Below are 17,179 nucleotides of genomic sequence, written 5' to 3'. Positions count from 1 at the left end.
CGGTGGCTGTCTGCTCTGCGCAGCCGTCGAGAGGGCCGCCCCGATTCATGAGGGGCCATCGAAAAATGGGTAATCATCGATCTTAAAGCTCCTGAATGAACGAGGTGACCCCTAAGAGACATCGATGGGAGGCCCTGAAAAGTATCAATGGGGGGACATCGAGGATCCACCTGTTCAGTCACCCTTTGAAAAGTATCGATGTTTGTGTCCGCCGCGCTCGTCGCCGTCCACTTCGGACACGACCGCACCGCACCACCTGGTCACGCAGCGCTACAACCGTTGCTCAGAAAGGCTCATTGACAAGCTGGGAAGCGCCTGAAAGTGTCTCGCGTACAACGAAATTCATCCGACGTTTTTTGGTCTGACCATTCAGGGAGATCACGGTGCTGCGGAAGAAACCTCTTGCAATGACACTTGGCATGTCATTGCTCCTGTCCATGGGTGTAGCGGCTGACGCGTCCGCGACCAGCGTCGGTGAGGAGCGCTTCCAGCCGAGCGCCACCTACGATCTGTCGGTGTCCGACGCCGAGCGCGACGCGATCCACGCGGAAGTCGAGGCGTTGGCTGGGCGCGTCAACAGCGCGCGGGCGGGGGACGGCACCTACGACCCGCTCAGTCTGATCGGGGCGATGCTGGACGGGTCGAGCTACGACTCCATCTCCCGAGGCGGCACGGCCGCGACGGCGTACCCCTTCCCGGTCAGCAACACCGAAGCCAACCAGAACGAGTACGACCGCAAGGTCGCCAAGCTCGCCTGGGTGGTCAAGCTGGCCACCGACCTGGGTTTCCCGGTGGTCGTCCAACGCCAGCCCGACAAGTACGTCTACGCAGAGATCGGTGACCCGGACGCCCCGGAGATGGTCATGGCGTTGAGCCACCTCGACTCGCCGACGGCTTCCGTTTCGCCAGCCCAGCTGGCGCGCTGGCGGGACGCCGATGGCAACCTCGGCACTCCTGGTGCGTACCACTCGCCCTATGTCCAGGACGGCTGGGTCTACGGGGCGGGCCTGCAGGACGACAGCGGGCCGACGCTGGCGACGCTGCTCGCGGCCAAGGCGCTGCTCGAGGCGGGGTTGCCCCTCGACCGACGCATCCGCATCGTCATGGGAATCTACGAAGACGGCGGTCCCGGCACGCCCTCGACGACGAACACCGCCACCTTCCAGTCCATCCCGTACAACTCGAACCCGAGCTTCTACGACAACTGGGCCTACAAGAACCTCAACCGGGAGGAGATCCCGATCGCGGGCTACACCTCCGACTCGCGGTTCCCGGTCATCGTCGGCAACTCCGGATCGGTGACCCCGTCGGTGTCGATGAGCTTGTCCGCAGACAGCACCAAGGCCTTCCGGTTGACGGATGCCACAGCTGGCGTCACCCGGCGCGAAGGCGACCCGACGCTCAAGGACATCGCCTACGGCAGCACCACGCAGATCGCCTCGCGGGCCATTTTCACCCTCGACGTGGCGGGGGCCGGCTCCGCCGAGCGCGACCGATTCGTGTCGGCGATCACCGCTGCCGCGACCACGAAGGGTTGGCTCCCGGCTGCTCCCCGCACCACGCCCAAGGTGCAGACCACGATCACCGGCGACTCGCTCACGCTGGAGATCAACACCGATGTGGCGATGGAGATGCCGACCCCGCAGTATGGCAAGAATGCCATCGTGTGGGGAATGTTCATCCTCTCCAAGGGACTCGGCGCATTGGGAACCACGGCCGCCGACATGCAATTGAAGAAGGCCGCCGACGGCATCGCCGACCTGTTCTTCCGCGACGGTGTCGAAGGCGAAGCCTATATCGGCAAGTACATGGGCATCCCGGCGAGCCTGTTGCGCAACCCGAGCAACGGCACGCCGAACCTGACCTTTGCCCTCATGGGAGGCATCAATTCAGAGACCCCGACGAGCTTTTACACGGACGCCTCCGGCAGTCTCAGCATGCCGATGTATGTGCGCAGCATGCACGTCACCGCGGCTGACTCCGGCCAGGCAACGGCGGCGGTCACGGCCGCCTTCCAGGCGAAGGGGTTCACCATCGGCAACCTCGGCTCGCCCGTCGGCGCCGGGTTGTACGTTACTCACGACAACCCGCTGACGGCTCTTCAGTTCGGGAGCTACGAAGCCTCGATCAACCGCAATCCGGCGGAGTTCGCGGATCCCTATTCCCTCAGGGACGTGGTCTATCCGCAGGGCACGACCGGTGGCACCCTGGCCAGCAGCTTCCGCAATAAGATGACCGCCTTCGGCGCCGTCATCCCGGGTAACGAGCGCTGGTGGCACACGGCCAACGAGCGGATGAAGGTCGACTCGGCAGTGCAGATGACCAAGATCATGGCCGATGGCATGCTGGAGATGGCCCGGTACTCCGGGCCCGCCGGTGCCAAGTTCATGTCGGCAAACATCCCTGGGCTGAACGCCGACCGGGCGGACCTCGACCTGCTCGACGTCACGGTCGGAACCTACAAGGACGCGTCGGCCGCTGTCGGCACGAGCCAGTTGGGCACCCAGGCCCTGCTCGGCGCTACCTCGTTCAACATCCCGATGTGGAACGGGCGCGGCAACTCGGCCCCGACGGCGTCGGCTTTCGCACTGGGGCACGCCCCGGGAGGGGTCTACTTGCCCCTGACCGACACCGAGTACCTGAACAACACGTACGTGGCGCCGATGCGTCTGGAGTTCAAGGTGGAGCGCCCCGACCACATGTCGGACGCGGCTTGGGCGAAGTTCGTCGCCGGCGGCTACGGCGACTTCCAGTTCAACATTCTCGTCGGCGACGCGGTTGTCCCGCTGGCCGTTCCTGCGGGGCAGAGTGCGGACAAGTACTTCTCCTCGCGCATCTCGGCCAACAACCCCGACGCCATCTACCTGTCGGTCAACCTCGCGATCACCGATGCCCCGTACACCGGGGTGCAGGGCGTCCTCGCGGATTCCAAGACGGACCTGTACACGGTCAATCCGACGTACCTGGCTTCAAACCCTGATCCGTTCCCCGGGCGCGGAGCCATCGAACAACGGGGCTTCTTCACCTTCGGTGATGGGCAGAAGAACGCGGAGTTCTCTTCACCCGACGCGGTCTACGTGACAGTCGCCAACGCGGTCACCGATGCGAAGCCGTCGGCGGTGGTGAAGAAGTTGAAGGGCAACAAGAACGAGTTGACCATCACGGTGAAGCAGACCCACATCGACGGCAGCGAGTCGCCTGTGACGGCCACGTTCACCATCGACAACAACGCTGCTGGCACTTACACCGTCGGCGATTACAAGGTATACGTCGAAACCAAGGGCAACACCCAGGTGCGGTCGATCTCCATCGTGTGACGCGTGTGAACCGGAAGTTCTGCACCGCGCACGAGAGGCATGCGCGGTGCAGGGCCCCGGCAACGTCGTGAGGGTGCCCGGCTTGATGTGGTTGGTGTAGACGCGCCCGTGCTGGTGGTAGCAGGCGGGCATGACCGGTTCAGATGATCATCGAGGTTCCTACGCCTTATCGATCGTCCGAAGTGAGTCATGCCCGCGCTGCCATCAACGCTGATCTCGTCCTTGTCCGACGCACCGGCTGTCACCGTGCCCGATTGGGCCGCGCTGATTCATGCCATGCGGCCTTCGCGAGCCCTGATAAGCGCCTGGGTCATCAGCGCTGCGGCAAGAAAGACGGCGGCGAGGATGGCCCAGCCCGCCGCGCCGTATTCGATGGCGGCGGTGACGACGAGGGGCGCGAGCATGGCGCCGAGTGCTGCGCCGGTCTGGCTGACGCCCTGGTAGGCGCCGGCGTTGGCAGGGTCGGCCAGTTCGAAGGCGAGTGTCCAGCTGCCGGCCTCGGAGAGGATCTCCGCGAGACTGTGCGCGATAGCTGCGAGGACCAGGACGGCCACGGCGATCGCGAGTGAGCCGAAAGCGGCGATGGAGTACAGGGCGCAGGCGAGCGCCAGGAGTGCGCCGGCTTGCGCGATTGCGCGGCCGGAGGAATGCAGGTCGGTTGTTCGGTGCGCCGCCCAGAGCTGCAGGACCGACACGATGGCGGTGTTCGCGGCCAGCAGCACCGCCACGGTCACCGCTGGCGTCTGGGTATGGCCAACGACCCACAGTGGCATCCCGACCGTCAATAATCCGAACTGCATGGATAGGAGCGCGTAGAGGGCGGTGATCGCCAGATAGGTGCGGTCTCGCAGCGGTGAGCGTCGCATGGGCCGACCGGATTGGGTCCGCTGTGTAGGGTCGGTGTCTACGTGGGTCGCCTGGGGCTGCCGCCGTGCCCGGACGAGCGTGTAGGCGGCGACGAGCGTCAACGCTCCGGTGGCCAGCATGGCCACCTGGTACGCGGGTCTCGTGTCGATGGCGAGGGCGATCGCCGCCAGCGCGGTCCCCAGGGCGATGAAGACATTCATCACGACCCGCAGCCGGGCCCGCACGGCGAGCCGGTCTGCCGCGGTGAAGGACTCCGCAATCATCGTCGTGAGTGCGGTGCGCTGCATGGCCTGTCCGCAGACCGCGACGCTCGCGACGACGACGAACGCAGCCGGCGTCCGGGCCAACAGGTAAGCAAGCAGCGCTATACCCTGTCCGGCGGTGGCCAGAACCATCACCTGCCGCGCGCCGATCGCCCGGGCAAGGTAGCCGGCGCCCAGTGCCGCTCCGACCCCGAGGCATCCGGCGATGGTCAGCCCGAGCCCGACGGTCGTGGCGGGGAAGCCGGCCACGCGCGTGAAGTACAGCACGCTGACGCTGAAGAACACGCCCTTTGACAGTGAGGACGCGATCGTCGACCAGGTCAGCGCCCGGGCGGTTGGGTCGACCGGGTTCAGGTATGGGGCAAGCCACTCCGTGATGGATGGCCGCCGGACCGTTGCGGGAAGCATGATCGCAGTTGTCGCACTGTCCGGTTCCTTGCCGCCAACGATGTAGCGTTGTGCTTCATGGTCCGCTATGAGTTGGTCGATAACGACTTGGCTGATGTCCGGTTCGCGGTGTCGCCACTCAACGAAGTGGTGCTGTCGCTGCGGGCGTGGCGAGACCCGGGTCGGTATCCCTTGCATTTGCGTTGGGTGCGCTCCGTCAACGAGTCGCGAAGCGCGCTGGACCACGAGACACTGCTGGCCCTGACTGATTCGAGACTTTGGACGCCTGACTTCCTCAATCCCCGGCCGTCCTCCCCGCTGACCCACTTCGATGATGAACTGGCGAGGCTGGCCACCATCGACCCGGCCGTGGTCGTCCGCGACCTGCGGGCCGTGCACAGCGCGGGGTCGCTGCCCCGCGCGTTGCGTGGTCCCGTCCCTCGGGTGCTGTCCAGGATCATCGATGCCCTGGCCGGCTACTGGCGGCACTGCTTTGCGCCGCACTGGCCGCGCATGCGGGCTCTACTTGAGGGCGATGTGACGTTCCGCGCGCGGCAGATCTCCCAACACGGACTTGCGGCAATGTTCAACGGGCTCTCGCCTGCAGTCCGGCTCGTCGACGCGACCGTCGAGGTGCGGCTGCGATCCCGTCTGCAATACACGCGGGCGACCAACGGCGGCCTGACCCTCGTGCCGAGCCTCTGGACGCTCAACGCATCGACGCCGGCCTCCGAAGCCGAACCGCCGATGATCATCTATGCGGGGCGTGGGGTGGCGACGCTGTGGGAGCCGCAGCCGCTGGCCGCGCCGGGCGCGTTGGCGGCTCTGCTGGGCGTTGTCCGGGCCGGTCTGCTCGTCGCGTTGGAGACGCCGGCGTCATCCACCGAACTCGCGTCCCGCCTCGGCGTCACGCCAACTGCGGTCAACCAGCACCTGCGCGCGCTGCGCGACGGTGGTCTGCTTGTCGGGGTACGCGACGGTCGGTCCGTGCTCTACCGCCGTTCCCCGCTCGGTGACCGCTTGGTAGCGCCCGACCCTGCCTCCTGGCCGGGGTGAACTGTTTGGCGGGCCGACGATCGCGGTGCAGTCGGTCGAAGGCGATGCGCTCAGAGGTTTGCGGCGGTCGACCGGGCTCTGGCCGGTTTTGGGCACCCTGAGCGCCCGGATGTGCGTGCCGTCGATCACCGCCCGGGAGATGTTCAGCTGCTCGGCGGCTCTCAGCTTGCCCAGCAGCACTTCGTGCAGGCGTTGCCGCACGCCGGCGTCGGTCCAGTCGAGCAACCGCCGCCAGCAGGTCATGCCCGACCCGAAGCCCAGATCCTGGGTAGGCACCTTGCGGTCATCAAGGGGCTTGCGACCAGGGTTAGCGGCGCCGACGTGGTGGTCGAGGCGGTAACAGCGGCGCGATCTCGGCCCACAGCTCGTCAGAGGCGATCCACGGCGGCTGCTCACCGCTCCTTACGTTGAGACAGGACGATCCTCACGTCCCGAGGACACGCCAAACATCTGGAGATGTTGTCCCAGGGTGTCGCGATTGCTGCGTGAGTATCAGCTGTCCGAGTTCCTGGGTGCATCGGGTGAGCGCGACGTAGAGGCCGTTCCAGCCGCGCGGCTCAGCGGCGATGCCTTGGGGGTCGATGAGTAGCGTCGCGTCCCATTCCAATCCCTTGGACTGGGTCGCGGTGAGCACTGGCACATCACTCAGCACGGCTAGGAGTTCGGCGATGCGGTCCGCGGGGGCGATGACGCCGACCGTGCCACCATGCCACCGTTGCTGCAGCCGTCGCGCAGCTTGGGCGGCGGCGTCGGCAAGCTCGGCGGACGTGATCGTGAGCTCCCAGGGGGCGATGCCGGAGGAGCGTACCGCCCGTGGCGGAGTGTTGTGGCTGCCAGCTTTCGTCAAGACCGGTTCGGTGAGGTCCATAACCTCACGTGGGGTCCGGTAGCAGATGGTCAGTTCCGCGGCGGTCCAGCGGTCTCCGAAAACAGCCTGCACCGCTTGTGCCCAGCTGGTGTGCCGGTGCGCTGCCTCCGCCTGGTCGATGTCGCCGACGGCGGTGATGGATCGACTGGGACAGCGCCGTACGGCCATTTGCCACTGCATCTCGGACAGCTCTTGCGCCTCGTCGATGACGACGTGGCCATACACCCAGCCGCGCTGTCGGCGAGCGCGGTCGGCGACGAACTCGCCCTGTGGTTGCGGGGCGTCGACCTCGCCGAGTAGGTCGGCGAGGGCGTCGAGCAGGGGAATATCGCTCGATGCCCATGGGGCGGGCTCGGCCGAGACAGCGGTGATCTCCTCCGGGGACAGTTGCGGGGCGAACCGGGCCAGCAGGGTGCGGTCGGTCAGGAGATCACCCAGCAGGGTTTCGGCGTCGAGGGTGGGCCACCATGCCTCGATGAACCGGGCGATGGTGGCGTTCTCGGCGATACGAAGACGGAGGTGTTCGATCTCCTCCTCGGAGAACAATCCGTCGATGTCACTGCCGGTGGACGTCCTGCCGGAGTGGTGGTCATGCCGCATGCCCCTGTCGACGCGGGCGAGGATGTCCTCGAAGCCCTCCTCCATCTCGTTCATCAGCGCCTCGCGCTGCTCGACGACGACTTCGGCAAGGAGGTGGTGCAACTGCTCGGCGAACGCCGCGCGGGCGCGGTGGTACGGGCGTCCCTGCACCGCCGAGGCGAGCGCCTGCGCCACTGTTGCGGCTGTGACGACGTAGAACTCGCCCTCCCAGCGCAGCTTCAGCTCGCGAGGCCGGGGGAGCAGCGACGTGACGTAGTTTTCGAGCGCGATCTGCCAGAGGGCGCGGCCCTTGATTTCGGCGAGAAGCCGGCTCTCGTCGCGGCCCACGCGGACCTCGGTCAGCAGAGTGTCGCAGGTCGCCGAGACGACGGCGGTCTCACCGAGCGCGGGTAGCACCTGGCCGATGTACTGGAGGAACCGCGGCGAGGGGCCGAGGACCAGGACCGCTTGGTCGGCCATCTTTCGGTGGGCGAACAGCAGGTAGGCGACGCGGTGCAGAGCAACCACGGTCTTACCGGTGCCGGGACCGCCCTGAACGATCAGCGGGCCGGTCGCCTCAGCCCGGATGATGTCGTCCTGTTCGCGTTGCAGCGTGGAGATCGCCGTCGACATGCGGCCGGTGCGCCGCTGGTCGAGGGCGGCGAGTAGAGCGCCTTCACCGACGAGTTCCGCCGTTATGGTCCCGTCCAGTGGCTCGTCGTCCACGCCGACGACGGTCGATCCCGTCGTGCGTATGTGACGGCGCCGTGCCTGACCTTGTGGGTCGACAGCCGTCGCGGTGTAGAACGGCCGAGCTGCGGGAGCGCGCCAATCGACCAGCAGTGGCTCACTGTCCTCGCCATCGTTGCGGACACCGACACGGCCTACGTGTCGCACGGTGCCATCAAGGCCGTCGAGGCGGCCGAAGACCAGCCCTTCCCGTGCTCGCCGCAGCTCTTCGTACTGCTGGCGGAGCATGCGCTGCCGGGCCCGTTCCAACGCGTCCACGGCCTCGGACGAAAGCTCGACCTGCAGGTGGTCGGCCAGCCTGTCGCGCCGGGTCGTGGCCAAGTCGAGAAACGCCTGTTCCTCGGCGACCGCGGATCGGCGCGCGACGCCCTCTGCGGTAGAGGTCGGCGGTTCGCCGTCCGGTGTTATTTCGCTGACGCCAGCAGTGTGGTGAGCAGACTTCCGGCGCATTCGCAAATCCTTGTATTGGTGTCCCCTCGGCCCGGATGAGCCGCAGTGCATTCCGGCGGCAAGCATAGGGCTGGTTTCCCTTGTCGGCCAGGAACTCCGCCGGCAGAGATGGGGATCTCAATGCCTTGCAGTTCCGGGTCGCTTGTGGCCTCACCCAATCTTGATTCGCTTATTGACAGTCCGGTCCTTATCTGATCTGCGGGTGCGTTCCGACCAGCCATACGTCATCCACGATGCGGATCCACGACGACAGCACCATCGGGAGTGGGCCGAGACGCTGTTCCAGCCAGTGAAGCCGCCCAGCTCAGCTTGAGCTGCTGGTCTGGCAGGAATGGCTCTGATCCCCAGTCGCGGATGACGTTGCCAACCATGCCGGTGGCAATCGGGAAAAGCCAGCGCCCCGAAGACGAGCGCGGGCTGTGGCGAAGTGCTAAATGCCGGCACGCGTGGTTGGACCAGGAAGGCCTTCGGACGGTCCCAGGTCGATGAGCCACCCCCGCTTTCATGGAGCTTCTTGATCATGGTCTGATGGCCGTGGGGAGGAAGTCGTCCGTGGCAGCACCGAAGAAGTACCCCGACGAGCTACGTCAGCGCGCTGTGCGCTTGTACCGCGAGTCGGACCCGAAGCCGGTGATCCGGCGCCTGGCCGAGCAGCTCGGCGTGCATCATGAGGCGTTGCGGAACTGGATCCGGCAGGCCGAGGCCGACGCGGGTGAGCGTTACGACCGGCCCACCAGCGAGATGGCCGAGGAGAACCGGCGGCTGCGCAAAGAGGTCGCCGAGCTGCGTCGGGCGAACGAGATCCTGAAGGCGGCGAGCGCGTATTTCGCGGCGGAGCTCGACCCGACCCGGCGACGGTCATGACGTTCATTTATGAACACCGTGACCAGTTCGCGGTCGCGCTCCTGCTACGGGTCCTGAACATCGGCGCCTCGACGTACTACGCGTGGGTCAAGCAGGCCGAACGGCCCTGCGACCGCGATGTGGTCGACTTGGGGCTGATCTCCAACATCCACGAGATCTGGGCCGCGTCCGGGCACACCTACGGCGCGGACCGTGTGCACCGGCAGCTACGCCGTGACGGCATTCGCGTCGGCCGCAAGCGGGTGGAGCGGCTGATGGCCGACCAGGGCTGGCAGGGCGCGTTCCTGCGCCGCGGCTGGCGCGGCGGCTCCACGAAGCAGGATCCACGGCACACGCTGGCGCCGGATCTGGTCAACCGGCAGTTCACCGCCGCCGGGCCGAACCGGCTCTGGGTCGCCGATGCCACCCGCATTCCCTGCGGCGAGGGCGTGTTCTGGCTGGCCGCGGTCCGCGACGCGTTCTCCCGCCGAATCGTCGGGTGGAAGACCTCCGACCGCTGCGACACCGACCTGATCCTCGCCGCCCTCGAATACGGCATCTGGTCTCGCGACGTCCGTGACGGCCAGTTGATCCATCACAGCGACAGGGGATCGAACTACACGTCTTTCCGCTTCGGGGAGCGCTTACAGGACAACGGGATTCTGCCGTCGATGGGCTCTGTCGGCGACTCGTTCGACAACGCGCTGATGGAGAACTTCTGGTCGACGTTGAAGATCGAACTCGTCTACCGCACGAGCTGGCGGACCCGCGACGAGGCCGAGAACGCGATCTTCGCCTACATCGACGGCTGGTACAACACCCGCCGCATCCAGAAGGAACTCGGCTACCTCAGCCCCGACGAATACGAGACCGCCTGGCATACCCGCCAGCACGACCCAGCCGCGCCACCTATCGTCACCCCTGCGCCAGCCGGCAGCAGGTAACCACCGCTCCATCAAAGCGGGGGGAACTCACGACGAGACGATCCCCAGCATCAGGAAAACCGCGGAAGCGGCCGCCATCGCCGGAAACGTGCGTTGTCTCAGGGACGGCACCCAGACGTGGACCAGAAGGTAACCAATGGACAGGACCAGGGCGACGACCAGGATGATCCGGCGGCGACGCCCTGCGACCGCGAGGAAGCGTGTGATCACGTCGGCAGGGTACGGCCTCCGATTGTTCTGACCCACGGTTCCCGAAGCCAATCATGTCAAGCGTCTGGTGGGACGCAGATGTAAAGCATCAGCCGTGACGGGACAGGACGGCGCCGAACAACGTCGGGTCTCAGGAGGTCCGTGACAGAACCAGTCTCGGGACGTGGGTGACACTTTCCGGCTAACCGGGCGGCTCGGGTGGGCGTCGTGGGGCACGGGCTGCGTCGGATACGGCGATCGCGGCCAGGACGAGAGCAGCGGCGGCGGCGACCAGCACGGGCGGCAGGAAGATCGTTGCCGGCGAGATGGCGGCGAGCGCGAGGACCCCGGCCACGCGGTCTCGGGACACCCGGCCGAACACCTCGTACTCTAAGGCGGCCCGTCCGGCGAGGAACAGTGCGGGTCCGCCGAGGATGACGGTGGCCCAGGCCGGTTGTGTGTGCCCGAGCGGGTGCTCGATGACGAGCTCGTCGCCGACGGAGATCGCGACGATGCCGGCGACCATGACCAGGTGGGCGTATTGCACCGACACAGTGACGCGGAGCGTTTCAGGGGCCGCGGCGACGGCCCCGCCGAACACCTCCCCGGCACGGTGGATGTAGATCCGCCACAGCAGCACCGTGGTCGCGAACGCCACCACGACCGCCGCGCTGCGGTCTGCCTCGAAGGCGTTGCTGCTGAGCCCCAACCCCGTCACCAGAATCAGCTCGCCGAGCGCGATGATGAAGCCCTGCCGATGTCGCTCGGCCAGGAACTCGCCCGAGACCGAAAACTCCGCCGCGCTGGCGCGGCCCAGTCTCGGCGTGGGCCAGCCGAGTCTGGCCACCGTGTAATCCACGGCCACCGCCAGCGTCCACAGCACCCCACGTGGCCAACCCTGTAGGGCAGCGCCTGCGAGCCACGGCACCGCCGACACGCCGAACCAGAACAGCATCCGCATCTCGGGACGCTGCCGCTCGTCGCCACGCGTAACGATCACGAGAAACAGGCTGCGACCGACCTGGACGGCGACGTATCCGCCGGCGAAGACCAGGCCATGTTCGCCGAACGCCTCAGGCGCCGCGGCCACCAGCACCAAGCTGCCGAACATGCACCCGATGAACAGCACCTGTATCGCCGGCCGTCGCGGGTCGAATCTGTCGGCTACCCCCGACGTCTCGTTCCATACCCACCACAGGGCGAGCAGCGGCACCAGCGTCTGGAAGGCGCCGGTCCAGTTCAGATGGTCCAGCAGCTCCTGCGAGAACCGGAAGATCGCGAAGACAAACACCAGGTCGAAGAACAGGTCCAGGAACGTCGCCCGCTTCTCCTCCGATCCCCGCACCAGCCGGGCTGCGCCACCCGTCATCGGTTCGCCCCGTTCTGCCGCTTCTGTCAGCCTCTGAAACAGTCGTACCACCCGGCAACGCTGGTGGATGCGGATGTGCTGTTGTGGCCTGGGGTCGAACGGCCTCGCCCGTGGCGGGCGACGGTAGAGGCCGATCAGTTCCTTCCAGCCGTCGCCGCCGGTTCTGACCAGCTCGTCGACCTTGGCCAGGCGTCGGGCCAGTGCCACAGGTGGCGGAGTGTTACCCAGGTCCTGATACCGATCTGTCATGCAGGTCCTGAGACACGACAGACGGCGCCGAACATGTGATCCGCCAACTGATCCGCTACACATCTCCGCCAGGTGATGTGCGACAGGGGATCTAGGGCCTAGCGGCAGGTCGGCGGAGCATGAGCGCACGGATCTGCCGAGTTGAGTGAGTCAGCCGGTCCGTCGGAACCCGAGGGGTTCGGCCCGATCGACGTGGTTTTGCCCATCCATCTGGTCGATCGCTACGCCGCCGGCGTTAGCAGGATTCGGTGGGTCCACTCCAGCAGTCGGGTCACGCGGAACGGGCCGCTCCAGCCGACCGAGGGCGCATTGTCCTCATACTCGACCGCCGACCAGCAGTCGTCGAACGCGACTGTGTACTCGCGGTTGCCTGGGAAAACGTTGGTGACGGTTCCCACGACAGCTTCGCCCTCGGGGTACCGGCGGGTGATCGCGGCCCATTCCTCACCCGACCAGCGCGAGAAGCGGGTCCTACGACTGCGCATCCCGGCGTCCAACGGAAACAGCCGCACCTGGCCGGGCCGGTGTTGCAACACCTCAAAGAGTCCAGCCTTGCCGACCGCGGGCCAGTCGGTCGGGTCGTCCGGCAGGTGCAGGACGTCGACCCACCCCTGCGGCGGCCGACCAAGGTCTACCAGAACCCCTGACCGTCCCGCACCCATCGGGACGGCACACACGGTGCCTCGCACCCGGTCGCCCACCGGGAAGGCGAAACGTGCCGCGAACAGCTCATCAACGTTCGTCATCAACCGGCAGTCCTCGGTTTACGGCGGGTACCCATTACCTGCGTTATCAATTGCCCCTGCCCTTCGTTGCAGATGCACTCAACTGCCGCTGACCGCGCCCCGCCAGCGTCCGCTCCTGCCGATGAGGCTTGATCCTCAATCCTTGGCCGTGCCCCGGTGGTGGTGACGCTCGGCGAGTTGCTTCAGGTTCAGTAGCTGACGTCGAGCCATGATCAGGTCGCCGACGGACAGCCCGAGGGCGGCCCAGCGGGTGGTCTGCATGACGACCTTGAGCAGCAAGCGCGTGTCGTGCTCCTGGGGCACGAGGACGTAGGACATGAAGGCGCCCATGATGGTGCCCGTCAGCTGTTTCCCCGGGTCGACCGAGACGATCCTGCCCAGCTCCCGCCCGCCAGCAGTAGTGAATCTCTCTCCGACTTGCGGCTCGGGAAGGCCTACGAGCTCTCGAGGTGAACGGCAGCCGAGGTTGTCGATCCAGTCATAGGAGTACGGCGCAAGCCGCACTTGTGCAACCCACGGCCACACCACTTCGGCAGACGCCTCGACGCGCACACCCCGCCACGCCTGCAGCGCGGGTGAGACGACGAAGTCGTCGCACGGATAGCAGCGCAATTTCTCGCTGTCGGTCACGCCCCACCGGTCACCGATCATGCACCCATCCTCCACCAACGCCCGGCATCCGGATGTGCCGCGATGCGGTCGTACCACCAGTCAACAGGTAACCGCGATCCGCGCGGACGTCGCGGATCAGTTGGCGGACGACTGTCGCACATCAGCCGACGGAGGACCGGCGGCGCCGAACATGTCTAGTCCCAGTACGAGGCGCGGACTGCGCAGACGCGTTGCAGGAGCGATCCAGAGGTGACGACCGAGATGAGGTACTCCTGGACCCTGCGACGGCCCACCGCCGTCAACATCGGCTCAATGAGTTGGTGCGTGTGGCGAATCGTCCTGGGGGTCAAGGGGTCGTCGGTTCGAATCCGGCCGTCCCGACGCAGGTGGCGGGGGAGCGTCTCGCCGAGCACCTGGGCGGAGTCTGGCCGGACATCGATCCTGCGGAGAGTGTCCAAGTAGCCGAACTGAGCGCGGTCAGTGTGTTGGGGTCGCCCATACCGGCTGCTGAGGCTCGTCGTTGTGCACGATGATGTCGACGTGATCGGTCGGGCGGACCGTAGCGAAGTAGAGCTGTTGGGAGGGGATGTAACGCTCGCGCCAGCGCCGTTCGACGTCGGCCCGAGATAACACCCGGCGCTCTCGGATCACGGCACGATCCACAGTCTTCTCGAGCGCGGTCGACACGAAGATGCGCAGGTCCCACCGACCAATCAGTTCCGGGCGCATGAGGAAGACGCCGTCGAAGACCAGCACGGCGTCGCCGGGGGCAGTCATGACCGGCGGCGACAGGGCAATATCCGCGGTGCGGTCGTACACCGCGTGTTGGAAGCGTCGATCTCCGCCTGGGCCGAGCGGATCGAGCAGAACTCGGTTCAGCGCGTCGTAGTCGTGGGCGTCGAAGTAGCATCCTTCGGCCGAATACTCGCCGCGCGGATAGCGCTGTGCCCGGGGGAAGAGGAAATCGTCGATCGTCGCGCGGATGACGTCGCGGCCCTGTGTGCGCAAGGCGACGGCCAGTTCGTCGGCGAGGGTGGTCTTGCCGGCGGCGGGCGGTCCGTCGATGGCAACCCGCGTCGGGTGTGCGACTGTGACGGAGCCGACTGCCTCAGCCAGGCGGCCGAGCAACTCGTCGCGGGTGCCTTGGTCCATGTCCTGGCCCGGTCCTAGTCTCGCGAAGGTCGCCATGTCGAGCCGACCTTATGCGCGCCAGGCTCTTCGCGCGCGCCACTATCCGAGTGAGCGAGATTGCCGCATGTGGAAGTGGCTGCGGTCGCGGCGCAGAAGGACTGTCATGCCGGCGCTGGTCGCTCGGTATAGCGTGACCGGTCATGCCGCGAGTCGCGCGGTTGTCGCCTCGCGATCATGTCAGGCGTCGTCCGAGGCCACGACGTCAAGCATCACCCGGCGCAGGACACCGCCGAATTGTTCTCTCGACGTATCAAAGACGGCCCGCAAGCGGGCCGCGCCGGCCCGGCCGACCGCGTTTTCGGAAGACCAAGACCCCGAAGACCTCGGGGCTCCGCCCTGAACCTCGGCCCTCCTCAGATATTCGCTCTCATCGACCTAGGAACCGCGGGATGGCGTCACGAATCTTCCGGTACGGGTCACGAGGCCTAAGGTCAGGGTCTGAGAACGGGGGCCAGCAAGGAGTTCGGCCAGCTCCGAATCACCTGGTCAGCAGGCCCTGTTAGCGTCAGCCGCACGCAGGCCGCCCACCGGATCATGTCCTCGGATGTCTCCGGCCGGCGTTCGTGGTCGCGGGCCGGCCGGTGGTGGCCCATCAGCCAGCCCAGACTCCTCTCGACCACCCACCGCCTGGGGTGGACAGCGAATCCCTTCTGATCAGCCGGTTTCCGGACGATGTCCAACGTCAGGTTCAGCATCGCGGCGGCCCAGCCGACGAGCCGGCCGGCGAAGCCCTGGTCGGCGAACATGTGCCGGATCGGGGTGGCCGCCACCGCGGCGAGCAGCGCGCCCTTGGCACCGTCGCGGTCCTGCCAGGACGCGGCCAGGACCCAGACCGTGACCAGCAGCCCGAGGGTGTCGGTGACAATGAACCGCTTCGGGCCGTTGACCCGCTTCCCCTCGAACACGCCCGCGGCGTCGTCGGCCCCTGAGCTGGCCGGTTGCGACACCAGGGACGGGTCGACGGCGCCGGACCGGGACCGGGCGACGAGAAATGCGCCGCACCGACGCGATCACCTCCGGGCCCTGACCCGCTAGGGTGTGGAAACAGCGTTTCCATTCGTGCCACAACAGGGCAGAGGGGCCAACGTGCAGCGCAGCCAGGAAGGCACCGCCGCCGCGCCGGAGGCCGGCGAGCAGACCACCACGTTCGGCCCACTCCGGCTCTCACCGGGCACGACCCGGACCAACATCAGCGGGTACTACTGGCTGGCGCTGACGTCGATCATGACGTTCACGTTCATCCCGGCCGCGCAGACCGCGCTACTCACCTCCATCCTGGGCGTGCCCAAGGGCGAGCAGGGTTCGATCGTGGGCACCGCTGGGCTGATCAGCGAGATCGTCCTGATCGCGGCGGTCGGCCTGGCCGGCGCCTGGTCCGACCGCCTCGGACGGCGCCCGATCGTGGTCGGCGGCTACATCCTGCTCGGCCTCGGCGTCGGCATGGCACCGTTCCTCGGCTCGGTCCTGCCCTACTACCTGGCCCGGGGTGTCGCCGCCGTCGGCATGGCGATGGTCACCGTGATGCTCACGGCCGTGGTCGCCGACTACGTCCAAGACACCACCCGCGGCAGGGCCAACGGCATCCTCGGCTTCTGCAACGGTCTCGGCGCGCTCGTCACGTTCTTCGTGCTGATCAAACTGCCCGACATCTTCGAGGGCATCGGGATGGACGCGACCGCCGCGCTGCGGGCGACCTACCTCATCGTCGGCGGGCTGGCCCTGCTCACCGCGATCCTGATGCGGCTCACCCTCCGGGGCGGCCTGGCGACAACGCACTCCGAGCACATCCCGATCCCCAGGCTGCTGCGCGAGGGCGTCGCCGAGATCCGGCGCCCCGGCGTCTCCTTCGCCTACCTCAGCGCCTTCGTCGCCCGGGCCGACCTGGCGCTCGTCGGCGCCTACCTCACCCTCTGGGCACAGCAGTACGGCACCCAGCACCTCGGGCTCAGCGAGGCCGAGGCGCTGGCCAAGGCAGGTCTGTTGCTGGGAGTGGCCAACGGCGTCGCGCTGATCGGGGCACCGGCCATCGGCATCATCGCCGACCGGCTGTCCCGCACCGACGCGGTGCTGATCTCCCTGGGGACCGCCGCCCTCGGCTACACCGCCACGATCTTCGTCGGAGACCCGTTCAGCCCGCTCGGCTACGCCGTCGCCGCGCTGATCGGGCTCGGCCAGGTCAGCGCCGTCATCTCCAGTCAGGTGCTGATCGCCGAACAGGCTCCCAGCCGTACCCGGGGCTCGGTCATCGGAACGTTCGCGCTCAGCGGCGGCATCGGCATCATGATCGCGTTCGCCGCCGGTGGCACCCTGTACGACAACTGGCGCCCCGCCGGCCCGTTCGTCCTGTTCGGCATCCTGGCCGGGCTGGCCTGCCTGTACGGCCTGGCCGTCCGATCGAGGATCCCTAACCACCCGGTGGACTGAAAGTCCCAGCCGTGGGTGTCAGCGGTGCTCTATCTGTCTCTGCAAGCCTGTTACCAGCGGTTCTTGGTCTTTGGC

The 17,179-nt window shown here is 66.9% G+C and carries 12 protein-coding genes and 1 pseudogene; 5 read left to right on the top strand and 8 right to left on the bottom strand.

Translation table 11 applies throughout. From position 1 onward, the window contains the following. The first annotated feature begins 383 nt into the window (after nt 1–383). Nucleotides 384–3,317 carry a M20/M25/M40 family metallo-hydrolase gene (locus OG990_RS17115; protein ID WP_406081469.1) on the top strand — a complete coding sequence of 978 codons (2,934 nt, stop codon included), beginning with the start codon at nt 384–386 and terminating at the stop codon, nt 3,315–3,317. Nucleotides 3,318–3,586: 269 nt separating this feature from the next. On the opposite strand, the gene OG990_RS17110 is transcribed toward OG990_RS17115, so the two are convergent. Further along, on the bottom strand, nt 3,587–4,855 hold the full coding sequence (locus tag OG990_RS17110; protein ID WP_406081468.1) for an MFS transporter: 1,269 nt from the start codon (nt 4,853–4,855) through the stop codon (nt 3,587–3,589). Nucleotides 4,856–4,912: 57 nt separating this feature from the next. On the opposite strand from OG990_RS17110, the gene OG990_RS17105 reads away from it, so the two are divergent. Then, nucleotides 4,913–5,890: a helix-turn-helix domain-containing protein gene (locus OG990_RS17105; protein ID WP_406081467.1), complete on the top strand. Its 978-nt coding sequence runs from the start codon at nt 4,913–4,915 to the stop codon at nt 5,888–5,890. Between the two features lie 424 nt (nt 5,891–6,314). On the opposite strand, the gene OG990_RS17100 is transcribed toward OG990_RS17105, so the two are convergent. Next, entirely contained in the window at nt 6,315–8,537 is a 2,223-nt protein-coding gene (locus OG990_RS17100) for a HelD family protein (protein WP_406081466.1), read from the bottom strand. A 552-nt stretch (nt 8,538–9,089) separates the two neighbouring features. On the opposite strand from OG990_RS17100, the gene OG990_RS17095 reads away from it, so the two are divergent. Further along, nucleotides 9,090–9,401, top strand: coding sequence for a transposase (locus OG990_RS17095; protein WP_406079150.1), 312 nt, complete (start codon nt 9,090–9,092; stop codon nt 9,399–9,401). Next, complete coding sequence (locus OG990_RS17090) at nt 9,398–10,324, top strand: IS3 family transposase (RefSeq protein WP_406079151.1); 927 nt, start codon at nt 9,398–9,400, stop codon at nt 10,322–10,324. The genes OG990_RS17095 and OG990_RS17090 overlap by 4 nt, the downstream gene beginning before the upstream one ends. 27 nt (nt 10,325–10,351) lie before the next feature. Here OG990_RS17090 and OG990_RS17085 read toward each other — a convergent pair whose 3' ends face one another. From OG990_RS17085 to OG990_RS17060, 6 genes and pseudogenes are all read right to left on the bottom strand, one after another. Then, nucleotides 10,352–10,534, bottom strand: coding sequence for a hypothetical protein (locus OG990_RS17085; protein ID WP_406081465.1), 183 nt, complete (start codon nt 10,532–10,534; stop codon nt 10,352–10,354). Between the two features lie 181 nt (nt 10,535–10,715). Continuing rightward, the gene (locus tag OG990_RS17080) at nt 10,716–12,089 is read right to left on the bottom strand and encodes a low temperature requirement protein A (protein ID WP_406081464.1); all 1,374 of its coding nucleotides are present in this window, start codon (nt 12,087–12,089) and stop codon (nt 10,716–10,718) included. Between the two features lie 263 nt (nt 12,090–12,352). Continuing rightward, nucleotides 12,353–12,877 (bottom strand): hypothetical protein, encoded by a 525-nt coding sequence (locus OG990_RS17075; protein WP_406081462.1) that lies wholly within the window; start codon nt 12,875–12,877, stop codon nt 12,353–12,355. Nucleotides 12,878–13,012: 135 nt separating this feature from the next. Next, nucleotides 13,013–13,528 carry a polyketide cyclase gene (locus OG990_RS17070; RefSeq protein ID WP_406081461.1) on the bottom strand — a complete coding sequence of 172 codons (516 nt, stop codon included), beginning with the start codon at nt 13,526–13,528 and terminating at the stop codon, nt 13,013–13,015. Between the two features lie 438 nt (nt 13,529–13,966). Then, nucleotides 13,967–14,641 carry a cytidylate kinase family protein gene (locus OG990_RS17065; protein WP_406081787.1) on the bottom strand — a complete coding sequence of 225 codons (675 nt, stop codon included), beginning with the start codon at nt 14,639–14,641 and terminating at the stop codon, nt 13,967–13,969. A gap of 470 nt (nt 14,642–15,111) precedes the next feature. Beyond that, a pseudogene (locus tag OG990_RS17060) lies at nt 15,112–15,633 on the bottom strand (transposase); the annotation flags it as partial. A gap of 133 nt (nt 15,634–15,766) precedes the next feature. Here OG990_RS17060 and OG990_RS17055 point away from each other — a divergent pair. Further along, the gene (locus OG990_RS17055; RefSeq protein WP_406081459.1) at nt 15,767–17,104 is read left to right on the top strand and encodes an MFS transporter; all 1,338 of its coding nucleotides are present in this window, start codon (nt 15,767–15,769) and stop codon (nt 17,102–17,104) included. Nucleotides 17,105–17,179 lie beyond the last annotated feature (75 nt).

This window comes from Micromonospora sp. NBC_00858 (genome assembly GCF_045207365.1).
Lineage (GTDB): Bacteria > Actinomycetota > Actinomycetes > Mycobacteriales > Micromonosporaceae > Micromonospora.
This window is presented reverse-complemented; position numbering and strand designations above follow the sequence as displayed.